The sequence below is a fragment of the Sandarakinorhabdus limnophila DSM 17366 genome, from assembly GCF_000420765.1.
Lineage (GTDB): Bacteria > Pseudomonadota > Alphaproteobacteria > Sphingomonadales > Sphingomonadaceae > Sandarakinorhabdus > Sandarakinorhabdus limnophila.
Window position 1 is genome coordinate 415,842 of sequence record NZ_ATVO01000003.1, and the last position, 25,336, is coordinate 441,177.

The window sequence follows — 25,336 nt, forward strand, 5'->3', positions numbered from 1 at the left end:
ACTATCCTGCAAGTCGTTCCAAAGATTTGCCCCTGCCGGCGCATTTCGGCGTCGCCAGGGGCAGCGGGCGGATATTCTGCCGCCGATCAGGGCTGCTGAAGATAGGATTGAAGTGGCCGAACTTCAAGCCGGTGTCGCCGCAATGCAGCAATTGCTGCCACCGCCGCCCGGCTGGCGGGTGCCGTGGTATAATATGGAACCCGGCCATACAGCGCCGAAGCGCGGATGGACTGGCTGTCCTTCAGCGACTGCAGCCCTTCGGTGGTGTTGAAAATCAGGGCGATCTCACCGTCCTTGATCCGGTCAACGATGTGCGGCCGGCCTTCGGCGACCTTGTTCACCGCCGTCACCGGGATGCCAGCGGCCTTCAGCACCAGTTCGGTGCCCGAGGTGGCGACCAGTTCGAAACCCAGCGACACCAGATCGCGCGCGGCATCGATGATCTGCGGCTTGTCACTGTCCTTCACGCTGATGAACACACGGCCCGTCTGCGGCAGCACGGTCGAAGCGGCCAGCTGGCTCTTGGCAAAGGCCGTGGCAAAATCGGCATCGATGCCCATCACTTCGCCGGTGGACTTCATTTCGGGGCCGAGCACCGGATCAACACCGGGGAAGCGCGCGAACGGGAACACGGCTTCCTTCACGGCGATATGATTGCCGACATTGCGCGGTGACAAATCAAAGCTGGCCAGCTTTTCCCCCGCCATCACCCGCGCGGCGATCTTGGCCACCGGGATGCCGGTTGCCTTGGCTGTGAACGGCACGGTGCGGCTGGCGCGCGGGTTGACCTCGATCAGGTATACGTCGCCATCCTTCACGGCGAACTGCACGTTCATCAGGCCCTTCACCTTCAGGGCACGGGCCAGCACGTCGGTCTGGCGCTCGATCTCGGCGATGATCTCGGCGGGCAGGCTGTAGGGCGGCAGCGAACACGCCGAGTCCCCCGAGTGCACGCCGGCTTCCTCGATATGCTGCAGCACGCCGGCCACGAACACCGTCTCGCCATCGGCGACCGCATCCACGTCAACCTCGATGGCGTCACGCAGATAGCGGTCGATCAGCACTGGCGAACTGCCGGAAACCACCACGGCTTCGCGGATATAGGTTTCAAGCTGCGCCAGCGTGTCGACAATCTCCATGGCGCGGCCGCCCAACACATAGGACGGGCGCATGAGCACCGGATAACCGATGGTCTCCGCCACGCGCACGGCTTCCTCAGCTGACCGCGCGATGCCGTTGTCCGGCTGCTTCAGACCGAGTTCGGTGATCAGCGCCGCAAACCGCTCACGATCTTCGGCCAGATCGATGCTGTCCGGGCTGGTGCCCAGGATCGGAATGCCGGCATCCTGCAGCGCCTGCGCCAGCTTCAGCGGGGTCTGGCCGCCCAGCTGCACAATCACGCCCACCAGTTCGCCGTTCTGCATTTCGGTGTGCAGGATTTCCAGCACGTCCTCGGCGGTCAGCGGCTCGAAATAGAGCCGGTCCGACGTGTCATAGTCGGTGGACACGGTTTCAGGGTTGCAGTTGACCATTATGGTTTCATAGCCCGCGTCATCGAGCGCGAAGCAGGCGTGGCAGCAGCAATAATCAAACTCGATGCCCTGGCCGATACGGTTGGGGCCGCCGCCAAGGATGACGATCTTGCGCGCCGCAGTCGGCTGGCTCTCGCAATCTGGCTCGCCAAAGCTGGGGGCTTCATAGCTGGAGTACATGTACGGCGTTTTCGCCGCGAATTCGCCGGCGCAGGTATCGATGCGCTTGAACACCGGCCGCACGTTCAGCGCACGGCGGGCACGGGACACCTCGGCCTCGCTCGTGCCGGCCAGCTTGGCCAGCCGCGCGTCGGAGAAGCCCAGCGATTTCAAGTGGCGGAAGTCAGCTGCAGACGTGGGCAGGCCGTTCGCCTTCACCTTGGCCTCTTCCTGCACCAGTTCCTGCATCTGGCGCAGAAACCAGGGGTCGAACTTGGCGATCTGGTGGATGCGATCAACGCTCATGCCGGCGCGCAGCGCGTCCGCCGCCACCAGCAGGCGATCAGGCGTCGGGCGGCTGAGCGCGGCTTCGATTTCTTCGATGGTGGCGCCAGCCAGATGCTCAACCTCGTCAAAACCGGTCAGGCCGGTTTCGAGGCCGCGCAGCGCCTTCTGCACGCTTTCCTGCCAGTTGCGGCCGATGGCCATCACTTCGCCCACCGATTTCATGGCGGTGCCGAGCAGATTCTGGGCGCCCTTGAACTTTTCAAAGGCGAAACGCGGGATCTTGGTAACGATATAGTCGATGGTCGGCTCGAACGACGCCGGGGTGGCGCCGGTGATGTCGTTCATCACCTCGTCCAACGTGTAACCCACCGCCAGCAACGCCGCGACCTTGGCGATCGGGAAGCCGGTGGCCTTCGACGCCAGCGCCGACGAGCGCGACACGCGCGGGTTCATCTCGATGACGACCAGGCGGCCATCCTTCGGGTTCACCGCATATTGCACGTTGGAACCGCCGGTTTCGACGCCGATCTCGCGCAGCACCGCGATGCTGGCGTTGCGCATGATCTGATATTCCTTGTCGGTCAGCGTCAGCGCCGGGGCGATGGTGATCGAATCCCCGGTGTGGACGCCCATCGGATCGATATTCTCGATGGAACACACGATGATGGCATTGTCCGCCTTGTCGCGGACCACCTCCATCTCATATTCCTTCCAGCCCAGCACGCTTTCTTCCACCAGCACTTCGGTGGTCGGGCTGGCATCGAGGCCGCCGGTAACGATGTGAATGAATTCCTCGCGGTTATAGGCAATGCCGCCGCCGGTGCCGCCCATGGTGAAGCTGGGGCGGATGATCGACGGCAGACCAACGAATTCCAGCGCCGCCAGCGCTTCCTCAACCGTGTGCGCGATGCGGCTCTTCGGCGATTCCAGACCGATCTTATCCATAGCGTCGCGGAACTTCAGCCGGTCTTCGGCCTTGTCGATGGCTTCGGCATCAGCCCCGATCAACTGGACATTGTATTTCTCCAGCGTGCCATCCTTGGCCAGCGCCAGCGCGGTGTTGAGCGCGGTCTGGCCGCCCATCGTGGGCAGCACGGCGTCGGGCCGCTCCTTCTCGATGATGCGCGCGACGATCTCGGGCGTGATCGGCTCCACATAGGTCGCGTCCGCCAGATCTGGATCGGTCATGATCGTCGCCGGGTTGGAGTTGACCAGGATGATGCGATAGCCTTCCGCCTTCAACGCCTTCACCGCCTGCGTGCCCGAATAATCGAACTCGCAGGCCTGGCCGATGATGATCGGGCCGGCGCCAATGATCAGGATGGATTTGATGTCGGTGCGTTTGGGCATCAGAGGCTCCGGGTCGAGGCGAGAGAGCCGACAAACTTCTCGAACAGATACTGGCTGTCCTGCGGGCCGGGGCTGGCTTCGGGGTGATATTGCACGCTGAACGCCGGGCGGTCAGTCAGCTCAAGGCCGGCCAGCGTGCCGTCGAACAGCGAGATGTGGGTGGGCCGCGCCGTCGCCGGCAGGGTTTCGGTATCCACGGCAAAACCATGGTTCATCGAGGTGATCTCGACGCGGCCATCGGAAAGCCGCTTTACCGGATGGTTGGCGCCGCGGTGGCCCTGCGTCATCTTCAGCGTCTTGGCGCCCACCGCGAGGCCGAGCAACTGGTGGCCAAGGCAGATGCCGAACAATGGAAGCCCGACGTTCAAGATCTTCTGAATGGTCGGCACCGCATGCACGCCGGTCGCGGCCGGATCGCCGGGGCCGTTGGACAGGAAGATGCCGGCCGGCTTCAGCGACATGATTTCATCAAAGGTCGCCGTGGCCGGCACAACCGTGACGCGCGCACCGGCGGCGACGAGGTTGCGCAGGATGTTGCGCTTCATGCCATAATCGATGGCGACGACGTGCGGGCCATTCGGGTTGCCGCTGTGTGACGCATAGCCGCCGGCCAGCGTCCACAGGCCATCATCCCAGCTGTAATTCTGGGTGGCGCTGATCACGCTGGCGAGATCCATGCCCTCCAGCCCCGGCCATGCCTTGGCCTGGCTCAGCAGTTTCTTGATGTCGAACTGGCCGGCCTTGTTGTGAGCGATCACGCCGTTGGGCGCGCCGCCTTCGCGGATGCGCTTGGTGAGCGCGCGGGTATCAACGCCGGAAATGCCAATGCGGCCCCACGCCTTCATCCAGTCGTCAAAGCGGCGCTGCGAGCGGAAATTGGCCGCCGCCGTCACGGGCTCGCGCACCACGCAGCCCAGAGCGTGCGGGTTGGCGGATTCGATATCCTCGTTGTTGGCGCCCACATTGCCGATGTGCGGGAAGGTGAAGGTGATGATCTGCCCGGCATAGCTGGGGTCGCTCATCACTTCCTGATAACCGGTCATTGCAGTGTTGAAGCAGACTTCGCCCACCGCCACGCCTTCGGCACCGAAACCATGGCCCCAGATGACGCTGCCATCGGCCAGAACCAATACCCCCGTCGCGCCTTTGGGTTGGGCGGGCGCAGGGGCGGCGGCCATGGTCAGGTTCCTTCAGGTTGCGGGCAAACGGCGGGGGACCTAGGGGTGTAGGGCCAAGGCGTCAATCTATTAATTGACCGCCTGAGACGCTATCGAGCCCCAAAGATCAATCGGCATTTTTCACCACCGGAGATTCCCATGTTGCGCGACGCCATCCAGACCGCCACCACCCAGGCCATGAAAGCCCGCGACAGCGCCCGGCTCGGCGCCCTGCGCCTGATCAATGCCGCCCTGAAGAACAAGGATATCGAACTGCGCACCGGCACCGCACCCGCCGACGACGACGTGCTGGTGGTCGACGTGCTGATGAAAATGGCCAAGCAGCGCCGCGAATCGATCGAGATGTATGTGGCCGGCAACCGCGCCGAACTGGCCGATGCCGAACGCGCCGAACTGGGCGTGATTGAAAGCTTCCTGCCCAAGCAGATGGACGATTCTGAAGCGCTGGCGGCGATCAAGGCCGTGGTGGCCGAAATCGGCGCCACCAACGTGAAGGACATGGGCCGCGTGATGGCCGCCGTGAAGGAGCGTTTTGCCGGCAAGCTCGACATGAGCAAGGCAAGCGGGCTGGTGAAGGCCGCGCTGGGTTGAGCCTCTCCCCCGCCTTTCTTGACGAGCTGCGCGCCCGCGTGCCCGTTTCGGGCGTGGTCGGCCGGCGCGTGAAGCTGACGCGGGCGGGGCGGGAGATGAAGGGGTGCTGCCCCTTCCACAACGAGAAGTCGCCCAGTTTCTATGTGAACGATGAAAAGGGCTTTTATCACTGCTTCGGCTGCGGCGCGCATGGCGATGTCATCCGCTTCATGACCGACAATATAGGCCTGCCGTTCATGGAGGCGGTGAAGCAACTGGCGGCCGAAGCCGGGCTGGAAGTGCCCGCCCCTTCCCCCGAAGCGCGCCAGAAAGCGGAAGTGGCGGACAGTCTGGCCGAACTCACGGCCCGCGCCGCCACTTGGTTCCAGTCGCAACTGGCCGGCGACGGCGGGACAAATGCGCGTGCCTATATCGAGCGGCGTGGATTGCGGCCGACAACGGTGAAGGCGTTCGCGCTGGGTTATTCGCCCGATTCGCGCACCGCGCTGCGCGGCCACCTGAAGGATGCGACCGCCGACAAGCTGCTGGAAGCCGGCCTGATCGGCAAGACCGATGAAGGCGACACCTACGATCGTTTCCGCGGCCGGTTGATGTTCCCGATCCGCGATGCGCGCGGGCGGGTGGTGGGCTTTGGCGGCCGCGCGCTGGGCGATGTGCAGCCCAAATATCTCAACAGCGCCGATGGCCCGCTCTTCGACAAGGGGCGGCTGCTCTATAATCTGGATCAGGCCGGGCCGGCAGCGCGCAAATCGAACCGGCTGATCGTGGTGGAAGGCTATATGGACGTGATCGGCCTCGCCCAGGCCGGCCTGATCGAGGCGGTTGCCCCGCTCGGCACCGCGATGACCGAAACCCAGCTCATGCTGGCGTGGCGGCTGGTTGATGTGCCTTTGTTGTGCTTCGATGGCGATGCCGCCGGCCAGCGCGCAGCCACCCGCGCGGCCATGCGCGCCTTGCCTCTGCTGAAACCAGGCAAATCGCTGCGCATCGCCACCCTGCCACAAGGCCAGGACCCGGATGATATTTGCCGCACCGGCGGCGCTGCTGCTTTCGAAGCCGTGCTGTCCAGTGCCGTGCCGCTGATCGATCACATCTGGTCCATAGAAACCGCCGGGCTGGAACAGGCGACCCCGGAACGCCGCGCCCAGGCCCGCCTGCAGCTGCGCGAAGCCGCCGCCGGAATCGCCGATCCCGATGTGCGCTCGCTCTATCAGGCCGAATTCAACCAGCGCTTTGAAGCGGCCTTCATGGCGCGTCCCCAGCGGGCGCCGTGGCAACCCCGCAAGCCAGGCGAAAAGTGGCAGCCGCCGATCCCCGGTGTATCGCCGGCTTTGAAGGCGATGGTGGCGCGCGGCCATGATCCGGTGATGGAGGCTGTGCTGGCCGGGCTGTTGTTGCGGCCCGGTCTGGCCGATGCCCATCACGATTCGCTGGCGGCGCTGCGGCCTGTCGACGCCGGTGATGCCGCCGTGCTCGGCGCCGTGCTGGCGATGACGGCAGCGGACCATGGTCTTGAAAGCACTGCCCTGCTTGCCCATCTTGCAGACATCGGCCTCGCAGCCGAGGCGGATCGCATCCGGCGCGGCAACGGCCTCAGGCTGAGTTTCACGCGGAGCGAAACCCCGGCGGGCGTGGCCAATGCGGATTTTGCCATGACGTTGGCTCAGGCCACGGCCCGAGCTGGATTGGTCGAAGCACTGGCTGAAGCCACCATAAGGTTCCAGTCCAGCTTGGACGAAGCGGACTGGGCCGCACAGCAGGAACGGCGCCAGGAGATCGAGGCATTGGACGCGGCGATGATGGCTCTGGCGGAATCGCGGCGGGAAGGCTAAGAAGCGCAGTATAATACGCACGCAGCTTCAGCCTGCCCCGCCAGAGGATGTCCTCAAGCGGGCGGGCTTTTATACGTTTTTCATGGGTTTAACGCCGGCGCTGCCGGCCAGGGCAAGGACGCAGACTCGGATGGCCAAGACGGTCGCGAACGACACCGCGGATGCCAAGACAGATGGCGATGCTCCGCTCATTGATCTCAACGAAGCCTCAGTCAAAAAGCTGATCGCCCGCGCCAAGAAGCGCGGCTACATCACCTATGACGAGATCAACGAGGCCCTGCCGCAGGACCAGATGACCAGCGAGCAGATCGAGGACGTGATGTCCGCGATCAACGAGATGGGCATCAACGTCGTCGAGAACGAGGAAACGGCCGAAGACGGCGACACCCCGGAAGAGGAAGAAGCCGAAGCCGAACCGGTGGATGGGGATCTGTCCCCGGCGCCGGTTGCCGTGGTCAAGGCGCCGCTGGACCGCACCGACGATCCGGTGCGCATGTATCTGCGCGAAATGGGCGCGGTGGAATTGCTGTCCCGCGAAGGCGAAATCGCCATCGCCAAGCGCATCGAAGCCGGCCGCAACACCATGATCGCCGGCCTGTGCGAAAGCCCTATGACGTTCCAGGCCATCATCGAATGGTCGAACGCCCTCAACGAAGGCCGCATGCAGCTGCGCGAGATCCTCGATCTCGAAGCCATGCTAGCCAAGGTGCCGGGTGAAGACGGCGAAGAGGTCGAGGAAGGCGGCGACCTGCCGACCGTGCAGTTCAAGGAAGATGAAGAGCCGGAAGTCGAAACGCCGCCGGCCGACGAGGAAGACGAATTCACCGAACGCCGCGCCCAACAGCGCGCCGCCGAAGCCGAAGAAGATGATGAAGGCGGGCTCTCATTGGGCCAGATGGAAGAGCAGCTGAAGCCCGCTGCGCTGGAGAAATTCGCCGAAATCACCAGCACCTACAAGAAGTTCCACAAGCTGCAGGAAGCCCGGCTTTCATCGATGCACGGCGGGCCATCGTTCGCCAATGGTGACGAGAAGAAATATCAGAAGCTGCGTGAGGAACTGACGCGCGGTGTGCAGTCGATCCATTTCAACAACAACAAGATCGAACTGCTGGTCGAAGCGCTCTACACCCAGAACAAGCGGCTGATGGCGCAGGGCAGCAACATGATGCGCCTGGCCGACAAGCACAAGATTGTCCGCAAGAGCTTCCTCGATGAATATGTTAGCAACGAGCTGACCGAAGGCTGGCTCGACCGCGTGGCGACCATCGACAAGAAGTGGGCTGCCTTTGCCGCCGCTGAAATCGCGTCCATCGATCAGAACCGCCGCGAACTGGCCGGCATTGCCGAAACCACCGGCGTGGACCTGGGCGAGTTCCGCCGCATCGTGAACATGGTACAGAAGGGCGAACGCGAAGCCCGCATCGCCAAGAAGGAAATGGTCGAAGCCAACCTGCGCCTCGTCATCTCCATCGCCAAGAAATACACCAACCGCGGCCTGCAATTCCTTGATCTCATTCAGGAAGGCAATATCGGCCTTATGAAGGCGGTGGACAAGTTCGAGTATCGCCGCGGCTACAAGTTCAGCACGTACGCCACGTGGTGGATCCGCCAGGCGATCACGCGTTCGATCGCCGATCAGGCCCGCACCATCCGCATCCCGGTGCACATGATCGAGACGATCAACAAGCTGGTGCGCACCAGCCGGCAGATCCTGCACGAAATCGGCCGCGAGCCGACTCCGGAGGAACTGGCCGAACGGCTTTCGATGCCGCTCGAAAAAGTGCGCAAGGTGATGAAGATCGCCAAGGAGCCGATCAGCCTCGAAACGCCGATCGGCGACGAGGAAGACAGCCACCTCGGCGATTTCATCGAAGACAAGAACGCCGTGATCCCGGTCGATGCTGCCATCCACAGCAACCTGAAGGAAACTGTGACGCGCGTGCTGGCCAGCCTGACCCCGCGTGAAGAGCGTGTGCTGCGCATGCGTTTCGGCATTGGCATGAACACCGATCACACGCTGGAAGAAGTCGGCCAGCAGTTCAGCGTGACGCGCGAGCGTATTCGCCAGATCGAAGCCAAGGCGCTGCGCAAGCTGAAGCACCCGTCGCGCAGCCGCAAGATGCGCAGCTTCCTCGACGTTTGAGGCAAGCCTCACGGTCGGTATGATACAGGCGGTTGCCAAGTGCAGCCGCCTGTATCACGTTTGGGCCATGATGATCCGTTCTGCCGCCGCCCTCTCCGCGCTTCTGCTCTGCACATCGGCGGCGCCCGCGCCTTCCCCGGCCAATCTGGCGCTGGCGGCCGCGCTGGCGGCCAACATGTGCGGCCAGAGTGAAGGCACCGGCGCCGAAGCGGCACGCGGCGCTATCGTGCTGGTACCCGGCCTCACGCCGGCGCATATGCCGGTTTCGGACATGCCGACCGCACAGGCCTATTTCGATCAGGGTCTCGGCCAGCTTTGGGGATTCGATTACGACGAGGCGCTGGAAAGCTTCCGCGAAGCGCGGCGGCGCGATCCCGCGTGCGCCATGTGCAGCTGGGGTGAAGCTTTGGCGCTTGGCCCCTATATCAACAGTGGACCCATCAACGCGGAAACCATCGCCAAGGCCCACGCCCTCACCGCGCAAGCACTGGGCAGCAACCGGCTTTCCGATCGTGACCGCGCCCTGATGGAAGCCGTCCACACCCAGCACGCCCCCGGCGGCACCAAGGATGGCGTTCACGGCGATCTCTATGCCGATACGATGATCGCACTGGCCCAGCGCTGGCCGGAAGACGATCTGGTCGCCATCCTCGCCGCCGAAGCCATCATGACCAGCCAGCCCTGGGACTATTGGGAAGCCGGCGGCAAGGTTCCGAAGGCTCGGGCCGGAACGGCGCTGGCGCTGGTGGACAAGATACTGGCCCGCACGCCCGATCAGCCACAGGCAATCCACCTGCTCATTCACCTCACCGAAGCCAGCGCCAATCCGGCCAAGGCGGCTGGCCCGGCGGCGCGGCTGGGCAGCCTGGCGCCGGGTGCACCACATATGGTGCACATGCCCAGCCACACCTGGTACCGTATCGGCCGCTTTGACGATGCCATAGCTGCCAACAAGAGTGCCATTGCCGCCGACGAAGCCTATGCCCGCGCGGTCGGTGCCGAACCGCGCTATTATGGCTATTTCAACCACCACACGCATTTCCTGGCGTCAGCTGCGGTGCAGATCGGCGACAAGGCCACCGCGCTGGCGGCCGCCGCGGGGCTGGAAGCTGCGATTGATTCAGCCGATGTCGCCCGATCGCCGTGGCTGGAAATGCGGCTGGTCACCGCCCTGCACACGCGGGCGCATTTCCTGTCGCCGGCTGAAATCCTCGCCCTGCCCCGGCCCGACAAGCGCCTGCGCCGGCTCGGCATCGCCTGGCATGGCCTGCGCGCCGAAGCCTTGGCCCAGAGCGGCAACCCCGATGGCGCGGACGGTGAACTGAAGGCGCTGCGGCAGGCCCGCGATGGCCTGGAAACGCCGCGTCGCGGCAGGCGGGGCGGCGGGGCCCTGGAATTTGCCGCCATTGCCGATGCCGTGGCCCGCGGCCGCATCGCCACCGCGCGCGGAGACGTGGCAGGCGCGCTCAGGGCCTATGCCGCTGCCGAAGCCATCGAGGCCAACCTGCCCTATGCCGAACCGCCGCTGTGGCCGCTGCCAATCTCGGTGCTCTCGGGCCAATTGCGCGCCGCGCAGGGAGATCGCGCCGGTGCAGCCGCCGATTTCCGCCGCGCCCTGGCCCAGCGCCCGGGTCTGCGCCTCGCCAGCGATTGGCTGGCCGCTGCCAACGGCGCTTGATCCGACGCAGGCGCAGCCGCTTCTTCATTCATCAAACCGTAACAGGTGATGCTGCATTGCAACGCTGCAGCGGCATTTGTCGCGGTGGAAGCGGCATCGGCCAGACGCCGCTTGTGGCAGATTGTCGCGATGGGCTATCGGAAGAGCCAATGAAAAGGGGCCTTACTCTGCTTGTCATGCCAGTGCTGGCCAGCGTGCTGCTGGCGGCTGCCCCGGCGGACGAGCTGCGGCTGGAACCGCTGCGAGAAGCGATCATCACCGATGCACGCGCCGCCGATCCGGCCAGCATCGCCTTTGACCGCACCACCACCGCCGTGCGTCGCGGCCCTGGCATCAAGGAAAAGACCGTCACGGTCGAACGCTGGGATGGCAAACGCTGGGCGCTGGTGAGCGTGAACGGCAAGCCGCCCAGCGCCAGCAATTTGAAGACATTCCGCAAGGCCACGGCGGCAACGCCCGTGCCAGGCTATCACCGCATGGCCACGCTGATGGCCGCCGCGTCCGACATCATGGTGGATGGCGATGGCCGCAAAGTGCTGAAGATTCCGGTGCTGCCGCCCGGCACCGTGCGCACCGACACGGGCGACATTTCCAGCCATCTTTCCGGTGAAGCGGTGATCGCCAGCAACGATGGCAAGCCCTATGTCATGCGCCTGAAGGTGCGCGCCCGCGAGAATTTCAAGCTCAACCTGCTGATCAAGGTCACCAATTTCGAACAGATGAGCGATTATCGCCTGGGCCCCGACGGCCGCCCGCGCCTGGCCAGCCAATCGGCCGACAGCAAAGGCCAGATGTTCGGCTTTAGCGGCGGCCAGACCGACGAGGTCGTCTACGCTTATCGCTGACCTGCGGCTTCCCTTCGCAGTTTGACAGGATTGCGTCCGGACGCCGGCCCGCATAACCCTTACGGGCAAAGGGGATTTCAGCATGCGTTTCGAAGGCACCACCGGTTACGTTGCCACCGATGATCTGAAGGTTGCGGTCAACGCCGCCGTCACCTTGCGCCGGCCACTGCTGGTGAAGGGCGAACCCGGCACCGGCAAGACGGTGCTGGCCCAGCAGATCGCCAATGCTTTCGATGCGCCGCTGATCGAATGGAACGTCAAATCCACCACCAAGGCCCAGCAGGGCCTGTATGAATATGATGCCGTTTCCCGCCTACGTGACAGCCAGTTGGGCGATCCGCGCGTTTCCGACATTTCCAACTACATCCGCCGCGGCAAAATGTGGGAAGCCTTCACATCCGAAAAACTGCCGGTGCTGCTAATCGACGAGATCGACAAGGCCGATATCGAGTTCCCCAACGATCTACTCACCGAGCTCGATCGCATGGAATTCGACGTTTACGAAACCGGGGAACGCATCAAGGCCACCCAGCGCCCGATCGTGATCATCACCAGCAACAACGAAAAGGAACTGCCCGACGCCTTCCTGCGCCGTTGTTTCTTCCACTATATCAAGTTCCCGGATCGCGACACGATGGAAGCCATCGTGCGGGTGCATTATCCCAACATCCAGCGTGCCCTGGTTGCCGAAGCCATGAACATCTTCTTCGACATGCGCGAAGTGCCGGGCATGAAGAAGAAGCCCAGCACCAGCGAACTGCTGGATTGGCTGAAGCTGCTGATGCACGAGGATCTGCCCATCGACGTGTTGCGCAACCGCGACACCAAGAGCCTGATCCCGCCGCTGCACGGCGCCCTGCTGAAGAACGAAGCCGACGTGATGCTGTTCGAACGCCTGGCGTTCATGAGCCGCAGAGGTCAGGCCTGAGCCTTCCGCTCACTCCGGCTTGAAGGCCAGCGCCGTCCGCCCCGTCCCCAGCGGCGCGGCGGCGGTGTAGAGCACGGCTGCGAGCCGCCCAGCCACCAGATCAGCCCGCGCCAAGGCGTCGAGCACCAGATCGGCGCTGACGCGTTTCTGCCCGCGCAGCATGATCGGCACCAGGATCGGCCCCGGCCCGCCTTCGTGGCTGCGGTGCAGGGCAATGGCGATGGGTGCGTCTCTGCCGCTGCCGTTGGCGGTCACGTCGGCGTGCATCCGGGCGGTCGTGGGATCATAGCTGAAACGGATCGTGGCCTTGGCGGTGCCACCACCGGCCAAGCTCACCACCGTCTGTTGCGGCCCCGGCGCCTTGCCGGCCACCAGCGGCGGCGAGCTGAACGGCGGCTGGCGCGGTTTGGCCAATTGTTCCCAGCCATGCCCCAACGCCAGCAGCCGCGGTTCGGCAAAAGCGGCCCCCAGCAGTTCCAGGCCCACCGGCAGCCCGCGCGGCGTGAAGCCGGCCGGGATGGCCAGCGCCGGCAGGCCGGTGACCACGCTCAAGCGGCAGTTGCTGGCGATATTCTCGGCGCCGATCACCGGCGGCCGGCCCAGTGAGGTGGGATAGAGCAGCGCGTCCAGCCGCTCCTTGGTCAGCAGTGCATCCGTGGCCGCCCGCGCCACCGTGCGTTTGGCCAGCAGCACCTGATAGCCGGGGGAACTGCGATCCGGGCCGGCCAGCGGATCACGCAACCGCTTGTCGAGCTGGTCATGATGCAAGCCGGCCTTCACGATCTCCTCCAATGATGCAACCGGCGCCCCCGGATGCGCTGCCAGATAGCGGCGCAGATCCTCGACAAATTCGTACGTGCTGCCGCTTTCGGTCAACATCTCGTCGAGGCCCGGTATCGCCACTTCGATCACCTCGGCCCCGGCATTGCGCATCGCGGTGATGGCCTGATCATAGACCAGTTTGCCGTCCCCATCGTCGGGGACGATGGTGAACAGGCTGCGCAACACGCCAATGCGCGCGCCTTTCAGTGATCCGGGCTGCAGCGCATCGGCATAGGATTTGGGCACATGTGCATCAGCCCCCGCCGTGATCGCGTCGCGCTTGTCGCTGCCCACCGTCGCATCCAGCATGATCGCCAGATCGGCGACGCTGCGCGCCAGCGGCCCGGCCACATCCTGCGTATCGGAAAGCGGGATCACGCCCGTCCGGCTCGCCAGCCCGCGCGTGGTGCGCAGGCCAAACAGATTCTGATAGGCCGCCGGAATGCGGATCGAACCGCAGGTGTCGCTGCCCATGCCGGCCGCGGCAAAGCTGGCGGCAATTGCCGCACCGGTGCCGCCACTGGAACCGCCCGGTGAACGCAGCAGATCATAGGGATTGCGCGACTGGCCGGTGAGCGAGGAAATGGTGGTGGTGCCGGCGGCCAGTTCGTGCATGGCGGTTTTGCCGAGGATGATGGCGCCGGCGCTGCGCAGCTTTTCCACTTGGTGGGCATCCTGCGACGGTTGCAACGTCGCCAGCGCCAGCGCGCCACCGCTGGTGGGCATATCCTGGGTGTCGAAATTGTCCTTCACCAGCACCGGAATGCCGTGCAGCGGCCCGCGTGGGCCTTTGCTGGCACGCTCCTTGTCCAGCGCATCCGCTTGCGCCAGCGCGGCGGGATTGAGCGTGACGATGCTGTTCAGCGAAGGCCCGATCTGATCATAAGCGGCAATGCGGGCCAGATAAGCCAGCACCAGTTGCCGCGATGTCAGCGCCCCGCTGGCCAGCGCCGCTTGCAACTGCGGGATGGAGGCTTCCGCCACCTCGATGCGGCCCGGCGATTGCGGCGCCGCTTGCACGGCTGGTGCCATTGTTGCCATCACCAGGGCCATACTGCGGCTGCGCTTCATGCCTGATCCCCCTTGCCCGTCACCCACACAGCAAAGGCCAGCGCCGGCGCCCCGTCAATGGCAGAGATCAACCGCGGATCAGCGCAGCATCAGCCCGCCATCGATGGCCAGGCTCTGCCCGGTGATATAGCTGGCGGCCGGGCTGGCGAGGAACAGGATGGCGCTGGCGATTTCGTCGGGTTCGCCCCAGCGCTGCATGGGTATAGCGCGCATCAGTTTCTTCTCGCGCTCCGGGTTGGTGCGGGCGCCTTCGGTCATGCGCGTCGCGATGAAGCCGGGTGCCACCAAATTCACCCGAACGCCATCAGGCGCCCATTTGTCACCCAGCGCCCGCGTGAGGCCGAGCAGCCCGGCTTTCGACGCGGTGTAGGCGGGGACTTCCTTGAGCGCGAGGAAACTGGCCAGGCTGCCAACGTTGACGATACTGCCCTTGGTCGCCTTCAACAGCGGGTGCAGACGCACCGACAAATCCATCACCGCATTCAGGTTGGTGTCGATGACATGCTCGAACTCTTCCTGCTCATATTCGTTGGCCGAACTGCGGCCGGCATTGTTCACCAGCACATCCAGATTGTCGATGTGCGCGGCCACTTCGGCGCGGGCTTCCGGCCAGGTGAGATCGGCCTGGATATAGGTCACGCCTACGGGCGGTTCGTCATAGCATTCGACCCGGGTGCGGGTGCCGGTGATGGTTACCTTGGCACCCAGCGCCAGAAACTGCTCCGCCACTGCCTTGCCGATGCCCTGCGTGCCACCCGTTACCAGCACGGACTTGCCGCGCGCCCAGCTGCCGTTGTTCAGGCCGTTCATGCGCTCAAACCCCCATCGATCACCAGCGACGTGCCGGTGACATACCGCGCCGCATCCGACGCCAGAAACAGGATTGGCCCGGCAATATCGTCGGGCTCACCAATACGGCCCAGCGGCACTTGCCGTTCCGTGGCCGCCAGCCGATCGGGATGTTCCCAGGTGATGGCGGTCATCTTGGATCGCACCAGGCCGGGCGCCACGAGATTGACCCTGATCCCCTCGCCGCCCAGCGCCTGCCCCAGCGTGCGGGTGAGCGTGAGCAGGCCGCCCTTGCTGGCAGAGTACGCCGGCTGGCCGATGGTGCCCTTGAAACTGGCAACGCTGCCAACAAACACGATGCTGCCCCTGGCAGCCGCGAGTGCGGCGCGGAACTTCATCGCCAGTGCCATCGGCCCGGTGAGATTGGTGGCCAGCACATCGGCAAAGGTTTCGGGGATGAATTCGGCGCGCTTGTAGGCGACCTTGGCGCCGGAAACGACAAGCGCATCAAGCCGCTCCACGTCCGGATCAAAGGCGGCGACGGCGGCCAGATCGCCCTGATCGAGCTGGTGATACTCAATTCCCGCAAGATCGCCATCAGTGCCGGCATAGTCAGCAGCGCTCACCCGCGTGCCGGTCACGATCACCCGTGCGCCCTCGGCCAGAAACCGACGCGCGGCTGCATTTCCGATACCGGTCGATCCCCCTGTCACTAGCACGGTCTTGCCGGCAAACGTGCCCACACGCACTCTCCCCCGAATTACAGGGAGATTTCAGCCATGGCACTACTTTCGGGCAAGGTCGCGATTGTGACAGGCGGCGGCCGCGGGTTGGGCCGCTGCCACGCCTTGGCGCTGGCCGCCCACGGTGCAGCGGTGGTGGTGAACGATCTGGGTGGGTCGGTAACCGGGGGCTCCCCTGATCAAAAACAGGGGGGCGCGGCGGACGATGTGGTGGCCGAAATCGTAGGGCTGGGCGGGCGTGCGGTGGCCAATCGCGCCAGCGTTGCCGATTGGGCCGGCGCAGAATCGATCATCGCCGATGCCGTGGCCGCGTTTGGCGGGCTGGATATCGTCGTCAACAACGCCGGGATCAACCGCCCGGCCAGCCTGATCGACCTGACCGAGGCGGATTATGACCTGGAAACCGGCGTTCACCTGAAAGGCACCACCGCCGTCTGCCACCACGCCGCCAAGTTCTGGGCGGGTGAAGGCCGCAAGCAGGGCCGCGCGATCATCAACACCACGTCGCCGGTGGGCGTGCACCCGATGATCAATGGCGGGCCCTATTGCGCCGCAAAGGCTGGCATTGCCGCGCTCACCGTGGTGGCGGCGCAGGAACTGGCAAAGCTGGGCGTGCGCGCCAACGCGATTGCGCCAGCCGCCCGCACCCGCATGGTGATGGCCAGCCCTACAGTGGATGAATTGATGCCGAGATCCGACGGTTTTGATCGCCACCTGCCCGGTCATGTCTCGCCGCTGGTCGTCTATCTCGCCTCGCCGCTCAACCGCTTCACCGGCCGCATCTTCGGCGTCGAAGGGCCCGACGTGGCGCTTTACCAGCCCTGGAGCGCCGACTGGCTGGCCAGCGGCGACGGCCATTGGGAGGTGCCGGCGCTGGCGGAGGCGCTGGCCGCCCTGCCCGAACAGGCCCCGATCCGCGCCTTCTATCCCGGTGGCCGCATCGACACGGTCATTCCGCCAAATCGCACGCTGAAGGCCCTGCGCGGGTGACACCCATCGTCAGCGTCTTCGCCGCCTCCCCCGATCGTGGGCGCGGGCTGGCGCGGGACATGGCGGTGCGTTGGGCGCTGGCCGAAGTGGGGCAAGATCACGAGCTGCGGCTACTGTCATTCGCCGATCTAAAGACGCCAGAGCACAAGGCGCGCCAGCCCTTCGGGCAGATCCCCACCTATGAAACCGATGGGCTGACCCTGTTTGAATCCGGCGCCATCGTGCTGCACATTGCCGAAACGCACGGCCTACTGCCCGTCGAACCCGCCGCCCGCGCCCGCGCCATCGCCTGGATGTTCGCCGCTGTCAGCACCATCGAACCGGTGATTGTCGAACGCGAAGTGGCCGTGCTGCTGGAAGGTGACAAGCCGTGGACAGCGGAGCGCCTGCCAATACTGCAATCGCGGCTGCGGCATCGGCTGGACGGTCTGGCCACCTGGCTGGGCGACAAGGACTGGCTGGAAGGCGATTTCAGCGCGGGTGACATCATGATGGTCTGCGTGCTGCGCCGGCCGGCGGCGGCGCTGCTGATGGGCGATTATCCAGTGTTGGCAGCTTATGTTGCCCGCGCCGAAGCCCGTCCGGCCTTTCAAATGGCCTTTGCCGAACAGAAGGCCCGTTCCGGCGCCGAACACGGCTGAGTGGGCGCTGCGCGGCTGGCAAAATTCCGCATTGCGCTGCTGCCCGCAGCCGGCAACAGTCGCCACACTCAAGCCCAAGGCCCTGCCCGATGTTCCTCACCTTCCTCGAAGAATTGCGCGCCGCGAAAATCCCGGCCTCCATGAAGGAGCATCTGATGATGCTGGAGGCGCTGCAGGGTGACGTCATCGATTATTCGATCATCGATTTCTATTATCTGGCCCGTGCCACCTATGTGAAGGACGAAGGCCTGCTCGACCGGTTCGATCAGGTGTTCGCCAAGGTGTTCAAGGGGATAGAGCCGACGCTGGAATCCGAAACCGAGATTCCGGAAGACTGGCTGCGCGCCTTGGCCGAAATGAATCTGAGCGAGGAAGAGCGGGCCGAGCTGGAAAAAATGGGCTGGGACAAGCTGATGGAAACCCTCCAGAAGCGCCTTGAGGAACAGAGAAAGCGCCACGAAGGCGGCAACAAGTGGATCGGCACCGCCGGCAAATCCCCCTTTGGCGCACAGGGCGACAATCCTGAAGGCGTGCGCATCGGCCAGAAGGACGGGCGCAAGCAAAGCGCCGTGAAGGTTTGGGACAAGCGCGAGTTCAAGAATCTCGATTCAACCGTTGAACTGGGCACCCGCAACATCAAGGTCGCGCTGCGCCGCCTGCGCCGCTTTGCCCGCGAAGGCGCGGCGGATGAACTTGATCTGGATTCCACCATCCGCGGTACCGCCAAGCAGGGCTGGCTCGATATCGTCATGCGCCCGGAACGGCACAATGCGGTGAAATTGCTGCTGATGCTGGATATCGGCGGCTCGATGGATCCACACATCAAGCTGTGCGAGGAATTGTTCTCGGCCGCAAAATCCGAATTCAAGCACATGGAATTCTTCTATTTCCACAACTGCCCCTACGAAGCGGTGTGGAAGGACAACAAGCGCCGCTGGACCGAGCGGACGCCGATGATGGAGATCCTCCACAAATTCCCACATGATTACAAACTGGTGTTCGTTGGCGACGCCTCGATGAGCCCGTACGAAATCACCTATGCCGGCGGCAGCACCGAACATTGGAACGAGGAACCCGGTGAGGCCTGGCTGCGCCGGATGACCGACGTCTATCACTCGTCGATCTGGCTGAATCCGATCCCGGAGAAACATTGGGAGAACGGCCAGTCGATCCGCATGATCAAGGAGATCATGCACGACCGCATGTATCCTCTCACCCTGGAAGGGCTGGATCGCGGCATGCGGGAACTGAGCCGCAAGAAATAAGGGGCCGGCACAGCGCCGGCCCCTTACAATCTCACTTGCCGCCAGCGGCTTCCAGCGCCTGCAATTTCTTGGCCTGCTGGCCAACATAGCCACGCACGGCTTCCACCTGGGCCGGCGTGTACCAGCGGCTGAAGGCGATCATCCCATTGGCCTTCAGTGCGCCGTCGTGAACAACGGCCTTCCACGCCGCTGCATCGGTGAGCACGCCCGAACGCCGCAAATCAGGCAGAATGCCGGACGCATGGGCATCCGGGCCATGGCAGAAGGCGCAGTTGGCGCTGTAGATCTTACCGCCTTCAGCCACCTGTTCCGGCGTGAAGGCGTCGCTGGGCGGGTTGGCCGCCGCAAACACTGGCTCGGTCGCCTTGGGCAATGCACCCTTGCCGCCCAGCTTGAACACCAGCAGACGGCCATTGCGGGCATCGCGCGGATCGTCAAAGGCGGCGGTCAACGGGAAGGCGCCGCCATAGCCGACCATGATCGCCACATATTGCTGGCCCTTCACGCTGTAGCTCACGGCCGGCGCGATGATGCCGGTCTGCGCCTTGAAGTTCCACAGCTTGGTGCCTGTGCTGGCGTTGAACGCCTGGAAATCGCCGGCGCCGTTGCCCTGGAACACCAGATTGCCCGCCGTCGCCAGGGTACCGCCATTCCACGGGCCATCATAGGTGATTTCCCACGCCGGCTTCTGCGCCACCGGATCCCAGGCGATCAGCTTGCCCTTCAGCGATGCCTTGATCGCCTTGAACTGGGCCCGATCATCGGGTATCGTACCAGGATCGATGGCGATGCCCAGGTTCCAGGCGCCTTCGCGGCGTTCAAAGCCTTCCTGATTCTGATAGAATTGCGGCATTTCCTGCGCCGGCAGATAGACCAGACCAGTGCGCGGGCTATAGCTCATCGGGTGCCAGTTGTGGGCGCCCAGCGGCGACGGCATCACCAGCGCACCGGCCTTGCGATAGCGCGCTTCCGGCACTTCGATCGGTCGGCCGGTCTTCATGTCAACGCCGGTGGTCCAGGTTTGCGTGGCAAAACCCTTGGCCGAAATCAGCTGACCATTGGCACGGTCGATCACGTAGAAAAAGCCATTCTTCGGCGCCTGCATCAGCACCTTGCGCGGTTTGCCTTCGATCATCAGCGTTGAAAGCATGATCGGCTGGGTGGCGGTATAATCCCAGGTTTCAGCGGGCGTGCCCTGATAGTGCCAGAGATATTCGCCAGTATCCGGCTTCAGCGCCAGCACCGACGACAGGAAGAGATTGTCGCCCTTGCCGTCGGACCGGATCTCGTGGTTCCACGGGGAGCCGTTGCCAACACCGATATAGAGCTGATCCAGTTCCTGATCATAGACGATGGCGTCCCAGGCGGTGCCGCCGCCGCCACCCTTCCAATATTCGCCCGACCATGTGGGCGCGACCTTGCCGGCCATGATGCTGTCAGACACTTCGCCATCGGGGCCGTTGGCCGGGTTGCCGGGCACCGTGAAGAAACGCCACTTCTTCTTGCCGGTCATCGCGTCATAGGCGGTCACATAGCCGCGCACGCCGAGTTCGCCGCCGCCGTTACCGATCACCACCAGCCCCTTCATCACGCGCGGTGCGCCGGTGATGGTGTAGGGCTTGGCGCTATCGGTGAAGGTTTGCGTGGACCATTTCACCTTGCCGGTGTTGGCATCCAGCGCGATCAGCCGGCCATCGAGCGCAGCGACATACACCAGCCCGCCCCACACCGCGACGCCGCGATTGACGACATCGCAGCAGGCGCTGTGCCCGCGCGCCTTGTCCACCTTGGGATCATAACGCCACTTCACCTTGCCGGTGACGGCATCCAGCGCCATCACGTTCGACCATGATGTCGTGGTGTACATGGTACCATCCACCACGATCGGCGTGGCTTCCTGGCCACGATTGGTGGGCAGATCGGCGTACCAGGCGAGGCCCAGTTGCTTCACGTTATCGGCGTTGATCTGGTTCAGATCGGCAAAGCGCTGTTCGGCATAGGTGCCGCCGTGCGTCATCCAGTTGCCCGGCTCGCTGCGGGCGTTCATCAGCCGCTGCGCATCCACACCGCGCACGCCGCTGCCCGGTCCGCCAGACACAACCGCGACCGCGCCTGCCAAAGCCCAAATACTGGCCCCAGCCATCAGCAACAGCGCACGCTTCATTTCATTCTCCCCATCTTCTGTCTTGGCGGCAGACTATCCGCCCCCAGAGGGGATGCAAGCTGGATTTCCTCGCAGGGCCGTCGTCGCGGCCGGAAGCGTCAGTTCGAAGTCGACGGCGGCGTTGGCCGGGCGGTTGCCGGCACAGACGGCTTGGCCTTTTCAGCCGGCACCGGCGCAACGGGCGCACCAGCCTCCCCCTCCTGCTTGCGCTTGGCGTTTTCCGCCATTTCGCGCGCGTGCTTGGCCTTCATCTGCTGCAAATACACCACATCGGCATGGCGTTGCGCCAACACCGGAGTTGCGAGCAGGGCGGCAGCAGCCAGAGTGGTTGCGATCAGACAGACACGCATGGCTCGTTCCATCGTTGCTAACATTACGCCATCGTAATTAATGCAAACCGGTGCGTTTTTCAAGTCAAACGGACGCAATCCATCCCAAAATCACACAAAACGGGCCAGAAAATGCCGATTCCTCTCCAGGAAACGGGTAAATGGCGCCAATCAGTGCTTTATCGGTCCCTGTTCAGCCCGGCAGTTGCGGTGGCGGAAAGGCGGCAATGAAGGCGTTGAACGCCACCACGAAGGCGGCGATGATCATCAGCAGCGCCTTGGTGCGGTTGCCGCCCGGTTGCCGCAAAAGCCACAGGCCACCGATCAGCAACGCCATGGCCGCCACCAACGCCAAACCGGAAAGCGGATTCACGCCAGCACCTTGGCAACAGCGGCCTGCCATTGTGCCCGCCGCGCACTGCGGGTGGCGCCATCGGTGGCCGGGTGAAAGCGCACATCCGCCGCGGCCATTGCGGCGGCGGCCGCCAGATCGGCAAAAATCCCGGCCCCCACTCCGGCCAGCATCGCTGCGCCCATCGCCGTGGTTTCGATCACGCGCGGTCGTTCCACCACCACGCCCAGGCTGTCAGCCAGATCCTGGCACAGCCAGTTGTTGGCGACCATTCCGCCGTCCACCCGCAGCATCGCGGCCGGCACACCATCGGCGGCGAGTGCATCAACCAGATCGGCGGTCTGCTGGCCCTGCGCTTCCAGCGCGGCGCGCACCACGTGCGCCCGGGTGGTGCCGCCCGACAGCCCGCAGATCACCCCGCGCGCATCCGGTTCCCAATAGGGCGCGCCCAGCCCGGCCAGCGCCGGCACGAAGCTCACCCCGCCATTGTCCGGCACGCTCTGCGCCAGGGCCTCGCTCTCGGCGCTGGTGGCGATGATGCCCAGCCCGTCACGCAGCCATTGCACGGCCGAACCCGCCACGAAAATCGCGCCTTCCAGCGCATAGGCGGGCTTGCCGTCCAGCCGCCACGCTACCGTGGCGAGCAGGCGATTGCGGGAGACCGGCGGCTCTGCCCCGGCATGGGCGAGCAGGAAACAGCCGGTGCCATAGGTGGCCTTCAGCATGCCGGCCGACAGACAGGCCTGGCCAATGGCAGCCGCCTGCTGATCGCCCGCTGCACCGGTGATCGGGATCGTGCGGCCCAGCAGCGTGGTTTCGGCAAGCGCCCCGGCGCAATCGACAATGGCGGGCAGCGCAGCCTTGGGCACGCCCAGCATCGCGATCAGTTCATCGTCCCATTCGCAGGTCGCCAGATCCATCAGCAGCGTGCGGCTGGCGTTGGTGGCGTCGGTCACGTGCGTGCTGCCGCCCGAAAGATGCCAGATCAGCCAGCTTTCCACCGTGCCCACGGCCAGCCGGCCATCGCGCGCGGCGTCGGCCACCATCGGCCAGTTGTCGAGCGCCCAGCGGAACTTGGTGCCGGAAAAATAGGGATCGAGCAAAAGCCCGGTCTTGGCCTGCACCTTGGCTTCCAGGCCCGGATCGGCCGCCTTCAGCCCGGCGCAATAATCGGCGGTGCGGCGATCCTGCCAGACGATGGCGCGGGCCAGCGGCTCGCCGGTGGTGCGATCCCAGAAACAGATGGTCTCGCGCTGGTTGGTGATGCCGATGGCAGCGATGCGTTCCGCGCCCACGGCGGCGGCCACTTCTTCCAGGCAGGCCTGCGACATGTCGCGGATTTCGGCCGGGTCATGCTCCACCCAGCCGCTGGCCGGGTAATGCTGGGTCATCGGGCGCCCCGCGCTGGCGACGATCTCGCCGGTGGTGGTGAAGGCAATCGCCCTTGTGGAGGTGGTGCCGGCATCGAGCACGAGGATGAGTTGATCAGTCATGTCGCCTTTTCTATGGCGGCAAACGCCGTTAGGGAAGCACTTGTGAACGTGCCCTCCCAGCCTTTCGATCTTGCCATCATCGGCGCCGGCATCAACGGCGCCGGCATTGCCCGCGATGCCGCCGGGCGCGGGCTTTCCGTGGCCATTCTCGATGCCAGCGATGTCGGCGGCGCAACCTCGTCAGCCTCCACCAAGCTGATCCACGGCGGCCTGCGCTATCTTGAATATTATGCCTTTGGCCTGGTGCGAAAGGCGCTGGCCGAACGCGAAGTGCTGCTCGATATCGCGCCGCACATCACGTGGCCGCAGCCGTTCGTGTTGCCCCATGCCGAAGGGATGCGCCCGGTGTGGATGCTGCGGCTGGGCACCTTCCTTTATGATCATCTCGCCCGGCGCGAGGTGGTGCCGGGTTCGGCGCGCATCGATCTGCGCAGCGAACGCGCCGGCCGCGCGCTTGATACGCGCTATCGCACCGCCTTCCGCTACTGGGATGGCTGGGTGGACGATGCCCGGCTGGTGGTCGAAAACCTGAAGGATGCCGCCGCGCGCGGGGCAACCGTGCTGCCGCGCACGCCGGTGGCGCGGGCCGAACGCGTGGATGGCCTGTGGCAGCTCAGCCTCGCCGATGGCCGCAGCATCACCGCCCACCGGCTGATCAACGCCGCCGGGCCGTGGGCGGAAGATGTTGCCCGCCGCGTGATGGGCCTGAACGACGCGCCGCCCCTGCGGCTGGTGCAAGGCAGCCACATCATCACCCGCCGCGTGCATCTGGGCCGCGATGCCTTCATGCTGCAGCAGCCCGATGGCCGCATCATCTTCATCATCCCCTATGAGCAGGATTATTCGCTGATCGGCACCACCGAAGGCGATGTGCAGCGGCCCGAAGATGCTAAGGTTAGTGATACGGAGGTGGAGTATCTCCTGTCCGCCGCCAACCGCTATCTCGCCCGGCCGCTGACGCCCGATGACGTGGTGCATCGCTTTGTCGGCGTACGCCCGTTGATCCTGGAAAGCGGCAAGGACGGCCCAGAAAGCGCTCGGGAAACCACCCGCGATTACCGCCTTGTTGAACATCCGGGGCTAGATGCGATGACCATCGTCGGCGGCAAGATCACCACCTACCGCGTGCTCGCCGAAGACGTGATGGCCCGCATCGCGCCCAAGTCAGAAAGCTGGACCGGCAAAGCCCCCCTGCCCGGCGGCGCCATCGACCGCGCCAAGGGCGAACATGGCCAGGCCGCCTTCAAGCGCTGGCTGGAGCAGTTGCAGGCGCGTGAGGCCAATTATGATCCCAAGTTGGTCAAGCGGCTGGCCATGACCATCGGTGCGCCAGCGACCGATCTGCTGGCGGGCGGGTTGGGCCGCAACTTCGGCGGCGTGTTCGAAGCCGAACTCGATTATTTCAAGGCCAATGAATGGGCGCAGTCCAGCGCCGACGTGCTGTGGCGCCGCACCAAGCTGGGCTTGCACCTTGATGGCGCCGCCCAAGCCGAGGTTGCCCGCTGGTTCGGCGAAACCCCCGCCGATGTCCGCGAAATACCCGCTGGCCACCGTTTCGCCCGCCCCGGGGTTGACTGAAACCACCGGGATTGCGCTGGCGCAGCGACCAGCCGGCCAAGCATTTTCCAATGTGCCAGACACACTGAGCAGCGGGTGCGAATGCGGCTAGACTGGTGCATTGCATTGCCGTTCTATTCTGTCGGAATATTTTACACTTCATTAAGAGCCGAAAGAGGTGGCCCAAGTGATCGGCCTGATCTGTCGTGCTTTTTTTCTCACTGCACAGGATGGCATGTTAATTGCATATCAACTTATTGTTCATCAGCGGGATGAGCAATCGAGGGGTATGACCATGTCCAAGTTGATTCGAATTCTATGTGCCGCCGCTGCCTTGGCGGTACCGCAAATGGCCAGTGCTGCCGTTTCGGTGGGTGGCTTCTCTTTCGACAACAACGCCTTTGTCGACGTACTCAACAGCTCGTCGGGCAGTTTCTCGGTTTCGGGCGGCACGCTGTCCACCGTGGTGACCGACACCGATCCCGGCACCTTCGCCTTTTCCTTCAGCCAGGGCGCCTTCCTCGACCTGGGCTTCACCGATAATGTGGCGGTCAACGGCGCCGGCAATGATATCGTTCTGTTCGAACTGGGCGCGC

Annotated in this window: 19 protein-coding genes; 10 read left to right on the plus strand and 9 right to left on the minus strand. The window is 64.4% G+C overall.

Annotated features, from left to right (window positions below; all coding sequences use genetic code 11):
- Positions 1 to 86: 86 nt before the first annotated feature.
- On the minus strand, positions 87 to 3,329 hold the full coding sequence (gene carB / locus G566_RS0102170; protein ID WP_022679040.1) for a carbamoyl-phosphate synthase large subunit: 3,243 nt from the start codon (positions 3,327 to 3,329) through the stop codon (positions 87 to 89).
- The gene (carA, locus tag G566_RS0102175) at positions 3,329 to 4,507 is read right to left on the minus strand and encodes a glutamine-hydrolyzing carbamoyl-phosphate synthase small subunit (RefSeq protein WP_022679041.1); all 1,179 of its coding nucleotides are present in this window, start codon (positions 4,505 to 4,507) and stop codon (positions 3,329 to 3,331) included. The genes carB and carA overlap by 1 nt, the downstream gene beginning before the upstream one ends.
- A 138-nt stretch (positions 4,508 to 4,645) precedes the next feature.
- On the opposite strand from carA, the gene G566_RS0102180 reads away from it, so the two are divergent.
- The 6 genes from G566_RS0102180 (at position 4,646) to G566_RS0102205 (ending at position 12,524) form a co-directional block, all read left to right on the plus strand.
- Positions 4,646 to 5,098: a GatB/YqeY domain-containing protein gene (locus tag G566_RS0102180; protein WP_022679042.1), complete on the plus strand. Its 453-nt coding sequence runs from the start codon at positions 4,646 to 4,648 to the stop codon at positions 5,096 to 5,098.
- Entirely contained in the window at positions 5,095 to 6,930 is a 1,836-nt protein-coding gene (gene dnaG / locus G566_RS0102185) for a DNA primase (protein ID WP_029131150.1), read from the plus strand. The genes G566_RS0102180 and dnaG overlap by 4 nt, the downstream gene beginning before the upstream one ends.
- A 130-nt stretch (positions 6,931 to 7,060) precedes the next feature.
- Complete coding sequence (gene rpoD / locus G566_RS0102190; protein WP_022679044.1) at positions 7,061 to 9,073, plus strand: RNA polymerase sigma factor RpoD; 2,013 nt, start codon at positions 7,061 to 7,063, stop codon at positions 9,071 to 9,073.
- Positions 9,074 to 9,140: 67 nt separating this feature from the next.
- Positions 9,141 to 10,751: a tetratricopeptide repeat protein gene (locus G566_RS13245; protein WP_156874398.1), complete on the plus strand. Its 1,611-nt coding sequence runs from the start codon at positions 9,141 to 9,143 to the stop codon at positions 10,749 to 10,751.
- Positions 10,752 to 10,900: 149 nt separating this feature from the next.
- Positions 10,901 to 11,596, plus strand: a complete 696-nt coding sequence (locus G566_RS0102200; RefSeq protein WP_156874399.1) for a hypothetical protein — start codon at positions 10,901 to 10,903, stop codon at positions 11,594 to 11,596.
- An 82-nt stretch (positions 11,597 to 11,678) separates the two neighbouring features.
- Entirely contained in the window at positions 11,679 to 12,524 is an 846-nt protein-coding gene (locus tag G566_RS0102205) for an AAA family ATPase (protein ID WP_022679047.1), read from the plus strand.
- Between the two features lie 9 nt (positions 12,525 to 12,533).
- Here G566_RS0102205 and G566_RS0102210 read toward each other — a convergent pair whose 3' ends face one another.
- From G566_RS0102210 to G566_RS0102220, 3 genes are all read right to left on the minus strand, one after another.
- The gene (locus G566_RS0102210; RefSeq protein WP_022679048.1) at positions 12,534 to 14,417 is read right to left on the minus strand and encodes an amidase; all 1,884 of its coding nucleotides are present in this window, start codon (positions 14,415 to 14,417) and stop codon (positions 12,534 to 12,536) included.
- Between the two features lie 78 nt (positions 14,418 to 14,495).
- The gene (locus G566_RS0102215; RefSeq protein WP_022679049.1) at positions 14,496 to 15,227 is read right to left on the minus strand and encodes an SDR family NAD(P)-dependent oxidoreductase; all 732 of its coding nucleotides are present in this window, start codon (positions 15,225 to 15,227) and stop codon (positions 14,496 to 14,498) included.
- Positions 15,224 to 15,955 (minus strand): SDR family NAD(P)-dependent oxidoreductase, encoded by a 732-nt coding sequence (locus tag G566_RS0102220; protein ID WP_040605296.1) that lies wholly within the window; start codon positions 15,953 to 15,955, stop codon positions 15,224 to 15,226. Before G566_RS0102220 ends, G566_RS0102215 begins: the two co-directional genes overlap by 4 nt.
- Positions 15,956 to 15,985: 30 nt before the next feature.
- On the opposite strand from G566_RS0102220, the gene G566_RS13250 reads away from it, so the two are divergent.
- The 3 genes from G566_RS13250 to G566_RS0102235 all read left to right on the plus strand — a co-directional run bounded on the left by G566_RS13250 (position 15,986) and on the right by G566_RS0102235 (position 18,845).
- Complete coding sequence (locus G566_RS13250; protein WP_022679051.1) at positions 15,986 to 16,939, plus strand: SDR family NAD(P)-dependent oxidoreductase; 954 nt, start codon at positions 15,986 to 15,988, stop codon at positions 16,937 to 16,939.
- Positions 16,936 to 17,580 carry a glutathione S-transferase family protein gene (locus tag G566_RS0102230; protein ID WP_022679052.1) on the plus strand — a complete coding sequence of 215 codons (645 nt, stop codon included), beginning with the start codon at positions 16,936 to 16,938 and terminating at the stop codon, positions 17,578 to 17,580. The genes G566_RS13250 and G566_RS0102230 overlap by 4 nt, the downstream gene beginning before the upstream one ends.
- An 89-nt stretch (positions 17,581 to 17,669) precedes the next feature.
- Complete coding sequence (locus G566_RS0102235; protein ID WP_022679053.1) at positions 17,670 to 18,845, plus strand: vWA domain-containing protein; 1,176 nt, start codon at positions 17,670 to 17,672, stop codon at positions 18,843 to 18,845.
- A gap of 31 nt (positions 18,846 to 18,876) precedes the next feature.
- On the opposite strand, the gene G566_RS0102240 is transcribed toward G566_RS0102235, so the two are convergent.
- The 4 genes from G566_RS0102240 to glpK all read right to left on the minus strand — a co-directional run bounded on the left by G566_RS0102240 (position 18,877) and on the right by glpK (position 23,183).
- Positions 18,877 to 21,009: a PQQ-dependent dehydrogenase, methanol/ethanol family gene (locus G566_RS0102240; RefSeq protein ID WP_022679054.1), complete on the minus strand. Its 2,133-nt coding sequence runs from the start codon at positions 21,007 to 21,009 to the stop codon at positions 18,877 to 18,879.
- A gap of 98 nt (positions 21,010 to 21,107) precedes the next feature.
- Positions 21,108 to 21,359: a hypothetical protein gene (locus tag G566_RS0102245; protein ID WP_040605297.1), complete on the minus strand. Its 252-nt coding sequence runs from the start codon at positions 21,357 to 21,359 to the stop codon at positions 21,108 to 21,110.
- A gap of 172 nt (positions 21,360 to 21,531) precedes the next feature.
- Positions 21,532 to 21,711 (minus strand): hypothetical protein, encoded by a 180-nt coding sequence (locus G566_RS0102250; protein WP_022679056.1) that lies wholly within the window; start codon positions 21,709 to 21,711, stop codon positions 21,532 to 21,534.
- A complete protein-coding gene (gene glpK, locus G566_RS0102255; protein WP_022679057.1) occupies positions 21,708 to 23,183 on the minus strand; it encodes a glycerol kinase GlpK in 1,476 nt (491 codons plus the stop codon). The genes G566_RS0102250 and glpK overlap by 4 nt, the downstream gene beginning before the upstream one ends.
- Positions 23,184 to 23,225: 42 nt before the next feature.
- Between glpK and glpD the strand changes: the two genes are divergently transcribed.
- Positions 23,226 to 24,761, plus strand: a complete 1,536-nt coding sequence (gene glpD / locus G566_RS13255) for a glycerol-3-phosphate dehydrogenase (RefSeq protein ID WP_022679058.1) — start codon at positions 23,226 to 23,228, stop codon at positions 24,759 to 24,761.
- Positions 24,762 to 25,336 lie beyond the last annotated feature (575 nt).